This window comes from Leucobacter sp. (genome assembly GCF_053528595.1).
The window spans coordinates 83725-99489 of record NZ_JAIVPF010000007.1; the positions used below are offsets into that span (position 1 = coordinate 83725).

General features: G+C 61.1%; 15 protein-coding genes and 1 pseudogene. 2 read left to right on the top strand and 14 right to left on the bottom strand.

Annotation, left to right across the window (positions count from 1 at the left end):
* Window positions 1-256: 256 nt before the first annotated feature.
* From ACWKZU_RS01285 to ACWKZU_RS01340, 12 genes are all read right to left on the bottom strand, one after another.
* Window positions 257-1204, bottom strand: coding sequence for a cation diffusion facilitator family transporter (locus tag ACWKZU_RS01285; protein ID WP_449280597.1), 948 nt, complete (start codon window positions 1202-1204; stop codon window positions 257-259).
* A 330-nt stretch (window positions 1205-1534) separates the two neighbouring features.
* Window positions 1535-2374 (bottom strand): F510_1955 family glycosylhydrolase, encoded by an 840-nt coding sequence (locus tag ACWKZU_RS01290; protein WP_449280577.1) that lies wholly within the window; start codon window positions 2372-2374, stop codon window positions 1535-1537.
* Between the two features lie 118 nt (window positions 2375-2492).
* Window positions 2493-3101: a DUF305 domain-containing protein gene (locus tag ACWKZU_RS01295; protein WP_449280578.1), complete on the bottom strand. Its 609-nt coding sequence runs from the start codon at window positions 3099-3101 to the stop codon at window positions 2493-2495.
* A gap of 100 nt (window positions 3102-3201) precedes the next feature.
* Window positions 3202-3648 carry a DUF6153 family protein gene (locus ACWKZU_RS01300; RefSeq protein WP_449280579.1) on the bottom strand — a complete coding sequence of 149 codons (447 nt, stop codon included), beginning with the start codon at window positions 3646-3648 and terminating at the stop codon, window positions 3202-3204.
* A gap of 125 nt (window positions 3649-3773) precedes the next feature.
* The gene (locus ACWKZU_RS01305) at window positions 3774-4586 is read right to left on the bottom strand and encodes a helix-turn-helix transcriptional regulator (protein WP_449280580.1); all 813 of its coding nucleotides are present in this window, start codon (window positions 4584-4586) and stop codon (window positions 3774-3776) included.
* 1075 nt (window positions 4587-5661) lie between these two features.
* Complete coding sequence (locus ACWKZU_RS01310) at window positions 5662-6690, bottom strand: type II glyceraldehyde-3-phosphate dehydrogenase (RefSeq protein ID WP_449280581.1); 1029 nt, start codon at window positions 6688-6690, stop codon at window positions 5662-5664.
* 108 nt (window positions 6691-6798) lie between these two features.
* Window positions 6799-7113 carry a metal-sensitive transcriptional regulator gene (locus ACWKZU_RS01315; RefSeq protein ID WP_449280582.1) on the bottom strand — a complete coding sequence of 105 codons (315 nt, stop codon included), beginning with the start codon at window positions 7111-7113 and terminating at the stop codon, window positions 6799-6801.
* A gap of 4 nt (window positions 7114-7117) precedes the next feature.
* Complete coding sequence (locus ACWKZU_RS01320) at window positions 7118-9355, bottom strand: heavy metal translocating P-type ATPase (RefSeq protein ID WP_449280583.1); 2238 nt, start codon at window positions 9353-9355, stop codon at window positions 7118-7120.
* A 33-nt stretch (window positions 9356-9388) separates the two neighbouring features.
* Window positions 9389-9646 (bottom strand): hypothetical protein, encoded by a 258-nt coding sequence (locus ACWKZU_RS01325; protein ID WP_449280584.1) that lies wholly within the window; start codon window positions 9644-9646, stop codon window positions 9389-9391.
* 14 nt (window positions 9647-9660) lie between these two features.
* A complete protein-coding gene (locus tag ACWKZU_RS01330) occupies window positions 9661-11976 on the bottom strand; it encodes a heavy metal translocating P-type ATPase (RefSeq protein ID WP_449280585.1) in 2316 nt (771 codons plus the stop codon).
* A gap of 48 nt (window positions 11977-12024) precedes the next feature.
* Window positions 12025-12927, bottom strand: a complete 903-nt coding sequence (locus ACWKZU_RS01335; RefSeq protein WP_449280598.1) for a hypothetical protein — start codon at window positions 12925-12927, stop codon at window positions 12025-12027.
* A gap of 41 nt (window positions 12928-12968) precedes the next feature.
* The gene (locus ACWKZU_RS01340) at window positions 12969-13178 is read right to left on the bottom strand and encodes a heavy-metal-associated domain-containing protein (protein WP_449280586.1); all 210 of its coding nucleotides are present in this window, start codon (window positions 13176-13178) and stop codon (window positions 12969-12971) included.
* Between the two features lie 228 nt (window positions 13179-13406).
* On the opposite strand from ACWKZU_RS01340, the gene ACWKZU_RS01345 reads away from it, so the two are divergent.
* Window positions 13407-13619, top strand: coding sequence for a hypothetical protein (locus tag ACWKZU_RS01345; RefSeq protein ID WP_449280587.1), 213 nt, complete (start codon window positions 13407-13409; stop codon window positions 13617-13619).
* A gap of 286 nt (window positions 13620-13905) precedes the next feature.
* Here ACWKZU_RS01345 and ACWKZU_RS01350 read toward each other — a convergent pair whose 3' ends face one another.
* Window positions 13906-14340 (bottom strand): hypothetical protein, encoded by a 435-nt coding sequence (locus ACWKZU_RS01350; protein ID WP_449280600.1) that lies wholly within the window; start codon window positions 14338-14340, stop codon window positions 13906-13908.
* Between the two features lie 94 nt (window positions 14341-14434).
* A pseudogene (locus ACWKZU_RS01355) lies at window positions 14435-14911 on the bottom strand (DNA cytosine methyltransferase); the annotation flags it as partial.
* Between the two features lie 133 nt (window positions 14912-15044).
* On the opposite strand from ACWKZU_RS01355, the gene ACWKZU_RS01360 reads away from it, so the two are divergent.
* On the top strand, window positions 15045-15680 hold the full coding sequence (locus ACWKZU_RS01360; protein WP_449280588.1) for a hypothetical protein: 636 nt from the start codon (window positions 15045-15047) through the stop codon (window positions 15678-15680).
* Window positions 15681-15765: the final 85 nt, after the last annotated feature.

The following is a 15765-nucleotide window of genomic DNA, read 5'->3' on the forward strand; positions in this document are numbered from 1 at the left end:
CCTCTACCTCAGAAGGAGCAACCCCGGTAATCCGAGCATCGAATCATGCCCATTTCGCCCGGAAGCATGCCGTTTTACTCGGGATGTATCATCGGAAGAATCAGGGTGGGCTAGTACTGGCTCAAGGAGTTCTTGACCAGACTTGGACTTTTTGACTGAAGCGAAGCGCCGGCCTCTCTTCGGCGGGAGGTTGCACAACTCCACCCGCGAACCCATCCGCAGGTACTTCCAGCTCAAATGTCTCCTGATAGCACGCTTATGCGTGTGGGTTCGGACGGGTGGTGGTGATGTCAATTTCGAAGGCGGGATCATCGTCGGGCAGTGTGCATCGGTCCTCGATCTGCAAAGTGGAGAAGTAAATCTTGAACCGTTCGGCTAGCTCCTCGTTGGCCTGGGTGAGAATGCGGTCACCATCGCGAGCCGAATTCTCGGCCTGGACGTGAGCCGAAAAGACATCACGTCCGGAAGTTAAGGTCCACGCGTGAACGTGGTGGACATTCCTGACGCCATCGATCCCTTCGAGGGCTTCGAGGGCGGCTCCGACGTCAACGGTATCGGGGGTGCCCTGAAGGAGGATGCGCAAGGACGAACGGATGATCGACCAGGAAGCCCAGAACAATACGAGACCGAACAGCATACCCAGCAAGGGGTCGATGGCCAGAAATCCGGTGAAGCGGATAACGAGCGCGGAAATGACGATGATTATGCTGCCGACGAACGTTTGTAGAATGTGCCAGAACGCGCCCTTCATGTTCAGGTTCGTCTTCTGCCTCTTATACATTAGGGCGAAGGCGACGATCTCGGTGACAATACCGCCAGCAGCGACCCACAGCATGACGGAGGTCGGCAGCTCGATGGGTTCACTGAGACGCATCGCGCCCATCCACAGGACGAAGACAGCCATGACGGCCAAGAAGAGCCCGTTGAATAGCGCCCCAATGATCTCCGCCCGAGCCCACCCAAAGGTATGACGTCCGGTCGCTGGGCGTCGACTCAGTTGTTGGGCGACGAGGGCAATGAGCACGCCTCCAACTGCGGAGAAGGTATGGAACGCGTCGGACAGCACCGCCACCGAACCAGTCCACAAACCTACTAGTAGTTCAATCACGAAGTAAACTCCGGTGAGCAAACCGGAGATGACCAGCGCGCGGGTGTCACCTGCGGCCGATGGATGTCCGCCATGAGCTTTCATTGCTGTCCCCATGTCCACGCCCTCTTTCTTTGCTTGTCAGACTCGAATGTGATGAGGAGCTGCACTGAATAGTACCCCCCTGGGGTATCAATTCGAGGATTCTGAACCGTCCGGATCTGGGCGGCACCACGTATATGGCTGCGATACTCCTCGACCTGACGTTTAGTGCGTGCCGACCGGTGATATTTCGCGACACCAACTCCGAATCTGAGTGCAGGTCTGGGATGACGACGTTTACGACGGTGTAGTTGAACAGGACTGCAAGGAATTCGATGATCGCCAACCAGGCGAAATGCGTTCCGCGTCATGACGAGATCTAGTCGCTCTCTACCTGGGTCATCTTCACCCGGCCGGGCTTAGAACAGCACTGCCATTGGGAGTGACTTCGACGATGCCGCGATCGTCGACAAGGACGGTTCGATCGGCACTAATGGCAGCGAGAGCTTGAACGGGACCGACGAGGGAATCAAGCTTCGCCCAGGTGCCATCGGTTGCCTGACTCCAGAGCCCGCCATCGATACCAGCACCGACAAGTGTGCCGTCCGGGCGGGCGTCGAGAGAATAGAGAACGGGTGCGTCACTGACCAGTGTGAATGTCGTGCCTCGGTCTGTACTTACCTGGAGGCCTTCCTCAGTTGCGGCATAGACCCCGTCGTCGGTGGCGGCGAGGTCGGCGGCGGCGAGGGGCGCTCCGCGTGTCCATTCGGTTCCGTTGTCAGTACTGATGAGGAGATCGATGGTGCTGGAGCCGATTCCGTAGAGGGTGCGGTCGGGTCCGGCGGTGAGGACGTGGAAGTCTTCGATGCTAGTAAACGCAACCGGTGACCAGGATTCTCCGAAGTCGTCGCTGCGGATGATCCCGAGGTTGGGGGATCCCAGTTCTGTCGGGGTTTGCAGCCCCGGGTGGCCGGAAGCGAAGATCGTCTCGTCAGCGACGGTGAATCCCATCGCGTCAAAATCGTAACCTCCGATGGGGCCAGAGACCTTCCCTGTCGGGGCGATGGTGAAGATGCCGTTGTGTGTGGCGATGAATAGCTCATCGCCACGTGGGTCAGCGGCGATCCCGTGAACGTGGTCAATGCTCGGGGGTACAGCTTCCTGGCTAGGTTCAGTTGCGGCGGCACATCCGGACGCCAAGAGGGTGAGCGCGGTGACGGATGCCACGATCAGTGAGTATTTCATTAAGACTCCAGAGGGCGGCGCAAGACGAGGTCGCAGTAGCTGTCGTTGCGCCAAGATGATTTCGAGATGGGAAGGATCCCGTGGGGCAGCGGTATGCCACCCCACAGGGTTGACCTAGTTACAGTTCGGCGAGAAGGTCCTGCATCGCGGCGATCTCCAGGGTCTGGTCGTCGATCACCTGCTGGGCCAGAGCGAGCACATCAGGGTTCTGAGCGTCTTCGAGAGCAGTCCGCGCCATGTCGATGGCGCCCTCGTGGTGTACGACCATCTGTTCAAGGAACAGCCTACTGGCTTCCGTGGCCTCGGCGTTTTCTAGCGCGGTCATATCCTCTTCGGACATCATCCCGTCGCTTCCGTCGGCACCCATCGAGCCGTGATCCATACCGACCATTGGGTCAGGATTATAATCGATACCCCAGTCGTCTAACCAGCCGAGCATACGATCGATCTCGGGCCCTTGGGCATCCTTGATCTGCTGAGCAAGTTCAGCGACTCGCGGGTCGAGTCCGTCTTTGGTGAGTACGATGTCGGCCATCTCGATGGCCTGCTGGTGGTGCGGGATCATCATCGTCACGAACATCTCATCACCCGCGTTCGCCTCGGCAGACGAGGCAGACGTCGATGGTGTGGTGGCATCGCCTGTAGGGGGCGTCGTCGCGGTGCAACCGGTGAGGACGAGGCCGAGGGCGAGCGCGCTCGTACCAAGCACGAGGGGAAGCTTCTTCATAATGGTATTCCTTCGATCTATCGCATATAAAAGGGTCAGCGCGTCGTACCGCAGGGGCGGACAACGTCGATTTGTCGGTGTCAAGGCCGACGATGACGCTTCAGGTGCGACTGATGGAAAGAGTGATCAGAGAGGGCTCCCGTGGAAGAATGCTCGTGGACATCAGAAGCCACAGACCTGCAGGGCGCCATAGAACCGAACCGAACCGATGCAAGAGCACGGGCGGGGCGAGCAGAAGTATCCCGACCAACAAGGCGAGCACGCAGGCGGTCACCATTTCCTGATGCTCGGGTGCGGGGGAGGTACTCGGCTGACAGGTGCCACTGCACTCTGCCGACGGGTCGGAGAGTGTTCCCGCCACTCCGGCCTCGGAATGATTGGAAGCCACTGCCGAGTGACTGACGGATGCTGTGCCGTGCCCAGCGGCCTCAGAGCTGAACGTATGCATTCCGAGCAGACCAACGATAATCAGGAGCACAGCGCCGCACAGAATAAAGAGGATTCGCGTCGAATGCTGACCACGCATTACGCTCTGCACGTTTTCCATGCCCGATCCTCCTGTCGGCAACTACGCTAGCACCCGCTCCTTGCAGTGCGCTGTGTGGTTGGTCTGGGCCGTGACCGACGGCATTCTGTGAACCATGACCCATCAACCCCGTTCTCGTCTCGCATTTAGTTGCCACGACGTCGGATCATCATCCGATATTGGCTCGGAGTGACGCCGATGCTGCGGCGAAACTGACGAGCCGCGAAATCAGGATCACCCCAGCCGACCGTGGCGGCAATGATGGCGATTGGCGTGTCCGTTGTTCGCAGTAGATCTGCCATCCGTTTCGCCCGCAACATCGTCAGGTAAGCAATCGGGGATCTTCCATATGCATTCACGAAAACTCTCCTCAATTGTGATGGTGAGAGATGAACGGCATTCGCGAGCTCTGAAAGAGACCATCGGCGCGCGAGGTCGCCACTGAGGAGGTTGGCCAGGTGCCGAGCCTCGGCGCGCAACGGGACGAAGCCACGAGGCCATGGGACTGTGCTCCGTTTGGTTGCCGGGGATCGAGGACCGGTGCCAGTCAGACACGGGAAGATGACATCGAGAACCGCGAACAGCAAGGACTGCGCACGATAGAACCGTTGAGGTGGGAAGCCGTCGAGACTTAAGGCCGCCAGTTCGTCCAACCACGGCATCAAAAGGCTGAGCCTGTCCTCGCCGATGCGAATTACTCGGGCAGGCTCGACGTAGTATGACTCCAGAAACCGGTGTGCATCGAAGCGGTCGACAAACTGGGCGGCAAACTGCCAGAACACTTGATCGACAAGATAGTCCCCGTGCAGATACAACGTGGTGGTCGTTACCCAGTCCTCGGGCTCTGCGCTGCACAACGTGTTCGCTGCAAGGACGACAACGTCCCCGACGTTTACATGGCGAATGCCGAACTCACTGAACAGCAATGCACCACCCGCACGGACGACGATGATCTTCACGCAGTCATATGCGATCGGAGCTACTTCTGTGTACGCCGTACTTGTCCGGGCATTAATGGGTGAGAACGGTCGGTCGTACCGGGAGTTTGATATCGAAACCACCACCTTGTGCGGCAGCGCCAGATTGGCTGTAGACAGAAATGTGATTCTTCGACCAAGTGCCCTTGCTATTGAAGCTAATTGCAGCGTGAAGAAACGGCTCCGAATGTGCCTGAGACACCAAGGCATGCTTCAGATGCTTTTGGACGGCGGCAACCGTAGCCGTAAGAATTACCCGTCAGCGAAGTGCTGTCCTGTAGGTCAGGTTCTGCTGATGGAAAACTCAATAAGTGACGGGCGGATCGAAAGTGACTGTTGGGAGGATGGGACTTTAACAAGCCCCCCAGAAGTGCGGGGAGTGCGGGTGCAGTTCAAGATTGGCCGCACAAGGAGAGCTCGGACGACGAGGGCGAGCAGGACAAACATGCAACTCACGCCTAAGACCGCGCACATCCAGCTGGATCTTGCTGAATCGGAAGGCTCCCGTGAGGTCGCGGGGTCCAAGGAGCCCGCAATGCTCTCAGTCGGGTGTGCGAGGGCATGAGGTGCAGCGAATGTTGCTGTGGAAGGGGGTGCGGACATTCCAGAATGCGGCTCTGGCTGGGGGTGGCACATCCAGTAGATGGTGAAGAGTAGGGCGAGGACGCCGAGAACAGCCACCAGTGCGAACAACACGCGATCACGGTGAGGTGCTCGCGTGCTCGTCAGCATACTTCCCACCTCCGTCACTCCTCGAACGCTCATACCCTTACAGGGTACCCCTGTCGACGTGCGCGACTTTGGCTTGCCAATCGACAGACAACTTGTGCTCGGTCAAGGCATGCGCAACGCATGCCAATCAGGAGTTACTGCGCACTGGCCGCACTTGTCGCGGACGACCCCATTCTCCAGGGCTCTGAGCTGCTGGACGTGCGTTAGCCGAAGTGCGTGAGCTGAAGTGCGGGTGGGAAACCCAGCCGGGCGGAAGATGACATGTCCCTGGTTTCGCGGAGTCGGTTTGCTTGGCTCTGGGCATCGATCACACCTGCCTAGCATGTCAGCGGAGGCCGGTGCCGATGCCCAGGGCGGTGTCAGTGCGTGTGATGGACTCATTCGCATCGCGCACGCCTGTGAGCGCGCGAATCGCGTCGATGTTGTCGGGGATGACAATTGCCTGGTTGTCGACCATATAAGCGTAGAACAGTTCATCGCCTTGCACTGTCAGCATGTCTTCCCACACCGCAACCTCATAGAGGCTGTCCCGGGGTCGCCCCAGGTCTCCCATGAACTCTTTGACGACGTTCGTCGCGGTGAGTCCGTCCGCCAAGTTGATCAGTGCGATGCGACTGGAAGCGCGGAACGCATCGAGAACCTCCTGCTTGGCCGCGGGGCGCGTGAGTTGGACGCTCCAGTAGTGTAGGTGAGCGATGGTGGTGGGTACCTTTACGGCCATGGTGACCACGTCGAGATCGGGGTCCACACTTTGCGCGTCGGGGCCTTGGTGGCTGGGGATTACCGGCTCCGGGACGATTGTGTTCATGACGCCGCCCCGCTCGCTTTCCCACGGGTCAGTGGCGCGGCGCAGCAGGGTGCCGCGCGCACGGCGCAACAATCCAGCGGTTTTCAGCGCGGTGAGCGTGCGCACAATCGAGGTCGTGTTGCACGACACCACGCGGGTCGCATCCCGACCTACGGCACCCGCGTAGGAGGATTCCGCGACGAACGAGTGCCCGGTGACCGCATGTTTCTCGCCTCCTTGGACCAGGAACCTTACTCCGCGAGAGCGATAGATCTTTACGTTTTCGGCGGCCACGTGCTTGGGAGTGCAGTCCACGACTACATCCACCTGGTCAAGCAGGTCGTCGAGTAGTCCGGCAGGAGCTAGACCCTTCTCTCTCATCGCCGCGAGCCTGTCGGGACTGGTGGCAAAGACGGGAATGCTCTTCTCTGTGGCGGGCCAGACTCGCCAGTCGGCTGCGATATCTGCTACACCCACCAGCTGCATGTCTTCCTGATGCCGTAGTGCGTCGGCGACCCGCTTGCCGATCACGCCGTAGCCGTTGACGGCGACCCGGATGGTGCTCATAGTTCTGCCTTTCTCTCGGTACCGATTGGGGAGGGCGCCGTGACGGTGCTGCCACCCGCCAGATCGTGCCGCAGAGGAAGGAAGCACACGCTCGGCATTTCGTATTGGTTAGGATCGGACGAGTCGGGTGATGGCGTCAGTGGCTTCCTGGATTTTCGCCTTAGCCGCCTCGTCGCTGAGCTTGGCGGCATCGAGTACGCAGTGCTTGAGGTGATCATCGAGAAGCCCTGTGGCCACGCCTTGGATGGCTCGGGTTAGGGCACTGATCTGAGTGAGGATGTCGATGCAGTATTTCTCTTCGTCGACCATGCGGGAGATTCCGCGGGCTTGCCCCTCGATGCGCTTCAAGCGGTTGAGATACTTGTCTTTGTCGGTGATGTAACCATGGTGGTGGACGGTGTCACTGAGGCTTGTTTCGGTCATGGGTTCAGTCTCTCTGTTGACGGTCGAGGACCGCTCGGGTGCTGTTGGCGGGGGTGAGGTCGAGACGACGCAGTAGTTGTGCGTTGAGGGCCACGACGACGGTGGACAGCGACATCAGGATCGCACCGATGGACATGGGCAAGACGAAGCCGATGGGCGCGAGCACACCCGCGGCGAGGGGCACCGAGATGAGGTTGTACCCGGCGGCCCACCACAGGTTCTGCTTCATCTTGCGGTAGCTGGCACGGGACAGTTCTATCACGGATAGGACAGAGCGGGGGTCGGAACTGGCGAGGATCACCCCTGCGGAAGCAATCGCGACATCGGTACCGGCACCGATCGCGATGCCGACATCGGCTTGGGCGAGGGCGGGTGCGTCGTTGACGCCGTCGCCGACCATCGCGACCCTTTTGCCTTCGGCCTGCAGTTCGGCGATCTTCGCAGATTTATCTTCGGGGCGCACGCCCGCGAACACACGATCGATGCCGAGTTCGTTGCCGACCGCTTGAGCGACGGCATCGGCGTCACCGGTGATCATGACGACTTCAACGCCGAGCTTGTGCAGCGCGTCGACCGCGTCGCGGGATTCAGGACGGATCTCATCCGCGAGTTTGAGACCACCGATGACCGTGCCGTTTTGGATGACGTGGAGGATGATCGCACCCTCACTTCGCCATACCTCGGCCTCGTCGACTTCGGGGGCGTCTTCCTCGTGGAGGAGGTGGGGGCCGCCGACGCGGATCTCGGTCCCGTTGACTATCGCGGTTACTCCGACGGCCGGTGAGGAGGAGAACTCGGTCGCTTTCGCGAGTGTAAGGTTGCGTTCCTGCGCGGCGCGGACAATCGCCTTTGCGAGCGGGTGCTCACTGTCGGTCTCGGCAGCGGCGGCGAATGCGAGAACGGCATCGGGGTCGTGGTCGCCGACGGTAGCGATCCCGGTGACGGTCGGTTCGCCCTTGGTAAGGGTGCCGGTCTTGTCGAACAGAACCGCGTCGATCGTGCGCATGCTTTCGAGCGCCAGCCGGTCCTTGATGAGCACACCGCCGCGTGCGGCGCGCTCGGTGGCGATGGAAACCACGAGCGGGATCGCGAGTCCGAGTGCGTGAGGGCAGGCGATAACGAGGACGGTGATGGTACGGATGACGGCGGCGTCGGGGTTTCCGACAAGTGTCCACACGATTGCGGTGATAGCGGCCGCAGCGAGAGCGAACCAGAACAGCCATCCCGCGGCACGGTCGGCGATGCGCTGCGCGCGCGAAGTGGAGTTCTGCGCCTGGGTTACCAATCGCTGGATGCCCGCGAGGGTTGTGTCATCACCGGTAGCGGTGACCTCGACCCGCAGCCCCGAGTCAGTCGCCACCGTGCCGGCGGTGACGGTGTCACCAATGCTGCGAGCAACCGTCCGAGATTCACCGGTGACCATCGACTCGTCCATATCGGCGCGGCCATCGACGATCCTCCCGTCAGCGGGAACACTGCCACCTGGACGGACGACCACGACGTCGCCCACCTTGAGGTCTGCGGGTGCGACTTTAACGATCTGGTCGCCTTCGACACGTTCCGCTTCATCGGGTAGAAGCGCAGCAAGCGAATCCAACGCGGAGGTGGTCTGGGCGAGGGAACGCATCTCGATCCAGTGCCCGAGGAGCATAATCACGATCAACAGCGCAAGCTCCCACCAGAACTCGAGCTCGTGGTCAAGCACGCCGAGGCTTGCGCCCCAAGACGCGAAGAACGCTACCGTGATCGCGAGCCCGATGAGAAGCATCATTCCGGGCTTGCGAGCGCGCAACTCACTGATCGCGCCGGTGAGGAACGGCCAGCCACCCCACACGTACATCACAGTTCCCAGCACGGGTGCGATCAGGTTCGCTCCGGGGAACTCCGGGATGGAGTAGCCGAGCAGCATCGCGAACATGCTGGAGAACCCAACAACCGGGACCGCGATGATCAGGTTGATCCAGAACAACTTCCGGAACTGCTCGACATGGTCGGCACCGTGCCCGGCGTGACCACCGTGCCCGGCGTGATCGCTATGCCCGCCACCTGCACCCGTGTGCCCAGCGTGCTCCTCGTGCATGGCATGATCGTGCCCAGCGTGCTCCTCGTGCGTGGCATGATCGTGCCCAGCGTGCATCGCATGATCATGCCCCACATGCTGGTCCGGCCCCTGTGTAGCAGAGTGTTTGTGGCCCGCGTGGGGGTCTGCCGCGGGCGGGTGATGTGCGTGCGGATCGGTCATGAGGGCCTCCTCGGGCAGGTCTGGTAGTTGGGGTTAGGCAGCGTGCGCGTACGCCGCAGGGTCGGCGTCGAACTTGGGTCCGCAGCCGGCGCAGCAGAGGTAGTAGCGCACGCCGTCGTAGTCGCGGACGAGTCCTGCGGCTTCGGCTTCAGTTCTGACGACGAGGTTGCCTGGCATGACGGGGCAGTCCGCGACCTGGTCGGAGGGCAGCTTGTCGGCTGCGGGGTTGTGGCAGGCACCGCCCTGGTGGTGTTCGTGCGCGCCTTGGTTGTGGTGATCGTGCGTGGTCATAATTTGTCCTTTCGTCAGACGTGGTGTGGTTCGCGCACAGGCGCGGCAGGTGTTTGAGCTATTGGAGTGGTGACGTGGCGGCGGAAGCGGCGTAGTCGGAGACTATTGCCGACAACGAAGACGCTGGAGAACGCCATGGCAGCACCTGCGAGCATCGGGTTGAGCATGCCGAGAGCTGCGATCGGGATCGCGGCGGTGTTGTAGGCGAAGGCCCAGAACAGGTTCGTTTTGATCGTGCCCAGCGTCTTGCGAGAAAGCTGGATCGCATCGACCGCGCTCATCAGGTCACCTCGCACGAGGGTGATGTCTGATGCTTCGATGGCAACATCGGTACCCGTGCCCATCGCGAGACCCAGATCGGCCTGGGCGAGCGCAGGGGCGTCGTTGATACCGTCTCCGACCATTGCGACGATCTTCCCCTCCTTCTGGAGGCGGGCAACGACATTGACCTTGTCTTTGGGAAGGACCTCGGCGATTACTGTCTCGATACCCACCTCGGCTGCGATCTGCCGGGCGACAGCCTCATTGTCACCAGTCAGCAGAATCGGGGTAAGCCCGATGGCCTTCAAACCGGCGATCGCTTCAGCACTGGTGGGCTTTAGCGTGTCGGCCACGACGAGGATGCCACGTGCCGCACCATCCCAGCCGACAGCGACGACCGTCTTCCCCTCCGCCTCCGCGCGGGCCTTGCTCGACGCGAGTTCCGGGCTGAGCGTCTGGGACCATTCGGCGAGCAGAGATTCACGTCCGACGATGACGGCGTGTCCGTCGATAACACCTTGGACACCTTTTCCCTCGACGTTGGCAAAATCCTCTGGCACCGACAGCGCGCCGACTTCTTGGGTCGCACCCTTGGCAATCGCCTGCGCGATCGGATGCTCGGAGGCATCCTCCAACGCGCCCGCGAGTCGGAGCAGTTCGGCACGATCCACTCCGGGCTCGGTCATCACGTCGACGAGGGTCATCCTGCCGGTGGTGACCGTGCCGGTCTTGTCCAGCACGACGGTGTCGACCTTGCGGGTCGATTCGAGCACTTCCGGGCCCTTGATCAGGATGCCAATCTGGGCCCCACGACCGGTGCCAACCAGCAGCGCGGTGGGAGTCGCCAGACCCAAAGCGCACGGACAGGCGATGACGAGCACCGCGACTGCGGCGGTAAACGCCGCAGCGATGGGGAACCCGGCACCAAGCCAGGCGCCCAGCGCGACAACGGCGATCACGATCACGATCGGTACGAAGATTCCAGAGATCCGGTCTGCGAGGCGCTGCACTTCCGCTTTTCCGGTCTGCGCGTCCTCCACCATCTGCGCCATCTGAGCGAGCTGAGTATCCGAGCCGATCCGCGTCGCGCGTACGACCAGGCGGCCGCCCGCGTTCACCGTCGCTCCGGTGATGGTGTCGCCTTCGCCGACTTCGACGGGGACGGATTCACCGGTGAGCATGGAGGCGTCAACTGCTGAGGTGCCGGAGATAACGATGCCGTCGGTAGCGATCTTCTCACCAGGACGTACGATGAACTCGTCGCCCACCGCCAACTCCTCAGTCGGGATCTTGACCTCGACACCATCCCGGAGCACGGAAACTTCCTTAGCTCCGAGATCCAACAGGGCGCGCAGCGCCGCGCCGGCCTGACGCTTGGATCGCTTCTCGAAGTAGCGACCCATGAGGATGAACATGGTCACCCCGGCACCGACTTCGAGGTAAATGTTGGCCGCGCCATCTGAGGGGGCGATTGTGAACTCGAAGGGATGTGTCATACCGGGAATACCGGCGGTGCCGAAGAACAATGCATACAGCGACCAGAGCAAAGCCGCTGATGTACCCATCGAGATGAGCGTGTCCATCGTCGCAGCACCGTGCTTGAGGTTTGTCCATGCTGCCTTGTGGAACGGCCACGCCGCCCAGATGATCACCGGTGCGGCGAGCGCCAGGGACGCCCACTGCCAGTACGTGAACTGCAAGGCTGGAATCATCGCCATCGCGATCACCGGAACTGTCAGCACGATAGAACCGACCAGCCTATGCCGAAGCAAAGTCAACTCCGGGTCTACGCCCTCATCCGTTTGGCTCGAGTTGTCAGCCTTCGCGCTCTTAGGTTTGGGAAGCACGGCAGTGTAACCGGTCTTCTCGACCTCGGTGATCAGCAACGCGGGGTCATAGCCATCGGGCACGGTAACCCGAGCTTTTTCGGTGGCGTAGTTCACGGTTGCTTCGACGCCTTCAAGCTTGTTCAGCTTCTTCTCGATGCGGTTCGCGCAGGAGGAGCAAGTCATCCCGCCGATTTCCAGTTCGATACCTGATCCCCGCACTGTGGGGGCTGATGTGCCCATCATCTTCCTTCTCTCAGTCCGCCGGCCAGCCCAACTACTTGCATTGAATCAGTGGCCGCCGGAATGCGACTCGTCGTTCCCCTGCGCTCCGTCTCCGTGCGTCGCATCGAGGATGAACTCGGCGGTGTGCACCTCACCATCTACTTGGAAGTCCAGGTACAGCAGATAACGGCCCGCCGTGGGCGCTTCCGCGGCGAAAGCGATGTCGGGCCCTGCGGTAGCACCCACCGTGGGGTCCTCACCCTCCGCATGAACGTGCAGATAAGCCAGATCGCCTTCACGCAGTGCGACCAGATGCCCGAACGCACCGAGGTAGGGCTCAAGGGTCCTCACGGGCTCACCGTCACGAGTGATCGAGATCGTAAGTTGGTTCGACGAACCCGCCACCAAGTCACCATGGAGTGCGACGGTGAAGCCGTCGACCTCGGTGGTCTGCCGCACAGTCTTCTCAACCGGCGCGAAGTCACCTGCTACTTCGACGGTGCGAGTGAGGGTGATGCTTGAAGCGCCCTCGGTGGTAGGCGTGAAATCGGCGTACACCCGGTAGGTGCCAGCCTCTCCCCACGCCCACGGAGCCGACCAAATCCCTGTGCTCTCGGTCAATTCGGGGTGCACGTGATGAAACTGCGCACCGTCAGTGCGTACCACGATCAGGTGCAGATCCTCGCCATGTGCCGTCGTGAACTCCGTCACCGGTTCGCCCAACTCGTCGAGAACTTGGAAGGTTATCTCACCCAGAACGCCAACCGCTCGGGGCGAATCCAGCGGCGACAGCACATAACCATCGGCGCTGAGCGAAAGTCCGTTGAGCACGTGCCCAACCACCCCCTGCTCAGCCTCGCTTTGGCCTACACCGTGACTGTTCGTTTCGCTCTCCTCGGCCCAGGCATCTACGAGGCTATTGGGGACGATGACGCCAGCGAGCCCGAAGGCCCCACCGAACGCCACCACCAATCCAGCTCCGTAAAGCGCGAGTCTCGCACCAGTCTTCATCAGACGCGTACAGCCGAGTAGCCAGCCTCTTCGACCGCGTCCAGAACCTTGGCATCGTCGATATCGCCCAAAGCGGTGACAACCAGCCTCCCCGTCCGAGCGCTGACTTGGATGTCCTCGACACCGGCGATCTCGCTGACCTCTTCACGAACAGACATCTCGCAGTGCCCGCACGTCATGCCTGTCACCTGGTACTCGTTCGCGGTCATCAGATTCCCTTTCATTACATTTAATACCCCTACCGGGTATGTTCTACGCCAACAATATACCCCGGTTAGGTATTCCACAAGAGGATGATTGATCGGTTCAATCCGCTTTGGCTGCAGGCAGGTCTCTGTTCAGGTGCCTCTGACGTTCGTAGTCGCCGACGGCCGCGCTCAGTCGTGATGATGACTACCTCTTCCTTTGTAGTCGCGCCCGCCTCTCGTATCAGAGAGATGTATGAGAACGCCGAGGCCCGCGTGCGCGGCCTGCTGGAACGCGGTCGCCGCGAAGGGGTTTTCCGGATCGACCTACCCGTGGAGTGGATGCTCGCCGTCACGCACGCCACACTGAACACCGCCGCCGAGGAGATCACCGCCGTAAGACTCGATCCGGCCGAGGCTGCCCCCTACATCAACGCGATCCTGCAACCCGCCTTCGCCGCCTAACGCTCGACGCAATTGTTGACGAACGTGTGAAACGAATCCCCCGTCAGAACCGGTTCTGCTGCGGCTCGCAGAACCCTCAATGCGTCCATGGCTTGAAGCGGAAGCACACCGTTTCCGAGAGCAGAAAGTTGCTGGTTCGCCGTGAGCTCATGACGGGAAGCAGTGACCCAGCCGACCGGTAGACCCATGAGCCATTCCACGAACGCGGGTGCGGGGCGCGGAGTGGTGTCGTCACTCAGAAGCGCAGGCGAGGGCGCAGCACGGCCAGTGATTTGCTCCCATCGAGTCACGGCTTCGGCGTATCGTCCCCATCGTTGAAGAATTGCCCGATCAATGACCACAGACTCTCGGGTTCCTCTGCCCGTGGATAGCCGTCCGGCCCGTGGAGGGCGATGATCTGGTGACTCAGCGCGATCGTGCCCCGACGCGCCCTCACTTGTTGCAGACTCTCCCCGCCACGGGATGCATCTGAGGCCAACGGGGTTCGGAAGAGTGCGGTGGGCGAGGATGAAGACCCGATATCGGGGGTGGGGTGCGCCGACGTGGGAAGCGGGTAGACCGATCCATTGCGCGTCATACCTGAGGTCGGCCAGGTCTCCCAGAACTGCTCCTGCTGCCCGAAGAGGTCGAGTTGTGATTTCTCCCAGATGCCACGGGTCGGGTTCCACGCCGCGAGGGGTTGCACCTCCGGGGGTTGCATGCTCGGGGTTGCGTTGCTCATTGTCGTCTCCTTCGAGGTGTGCGCGGATCGCGGGTGCGGAGAGCAGCCCGCGGACGTTCTCGATCACGACCCACTCAGGTCGCAGAGCGTCGATCGCTGCCGCCATGTGAGCCCAGAGGCCGGAGCGAGTGCCCGGTTTCAGGCCGGCCATCTTCCCGACCGTGCTCACGTCTTGGCAGGGAAACCCGCCACAGAGGATGTCTACCGGTGGGACGGTGCGCCAGTCGATGTTGGTGATGTCGCCGAGGTTCGGGGCGTCGGGCCAGTGGTGGGCGAAGACGCGGGCGACGGGTTCGTTGATCTCGGAGAACCAGACTGTTTCAGCGTTGAAGACTTCCTCAACGGCGAGGTCAAGTCCGCCGTAGCCAGAGAACAGCGAGCCGACACGCAGCGGGACAGCCGGATCGTTGAGGGGCTGGTCTGCCACGGGTGAACCTCCTGAACGGTGATCCCCGGAGCCGTCCTGCTGCTCCGAGCTGGTCACCTGCCAGGTACGCCGGCCATCCATGACTCGACGTTCAGCTGCCCGCCCGGTCACCACACACCGCCGTCGACGGTCAGCACCGTTCATCCCTTCGCGGTTCGCTCGAACGAGTTGTCACGCGTCTTGCAAGCGAGGTTCGAAGACCACCCGTCCTGCCGCATAGTTGTAGTTCTTCGGCGGGTCAGGGAAGACGGCGAGATTCTCTGCGTATCGTGTAACCGTGGAGTGCGATTCAGGTGCGATTAGTTGCCAGCTTGACCGCATCGCGAATCAGCTCACCGGGTTCGATCTCAACGCCTTTCTTGCGACGCTGATTGCCACATTGGTCGGTGCCGCTGTAGCCGGAGCCATAAGCATCGCTCTCTACCGGCATGAGCTTTCCAATAGCCGACGTGAGGACGTTGACGATGCTGTTGTTGTATTGATCCGAGAGGTTCAGATCTACGCGGACCAGATGAGGCGATGGCGCGCCGAGCTACAGGCGTACAGCGCGAATGCAGTCCAACGCATCGGAGTTCCTAGCCCCATAGAAAAGCCACCGATGGGGCCGGACCGCGCAGGGATTGATACTGCGGTGGAAACCCTCATCGTCCTCACCTCTGGCACCGAGCGGGACGTAGCGGAACGCGCAAGACAGGTGCTATACGAACTGACATTCATCGCCGATGATGCTCAAGCAGCCGAATACGCTGCGGTGAGGCGGGTGCTCGTTGCTTGGCGGGCGCGTAAACGGTCGAACGAGGAGATACTGTCTAGCCTGACGGTCATAGACGTTCGCCGAAAGGGTATCGAGGCTGGTAAGCCGACTGAAGAACTACCGCCTTCGCCTGAGCCGTACCGACGTATCGAAGGGTGACTGGCGACTGGCCCTCAATAGGCTAGCCGGAAACTCCCCATCTCCTATCGTGACGATAGTCGCGCCGATACCTAGTACTCACCTT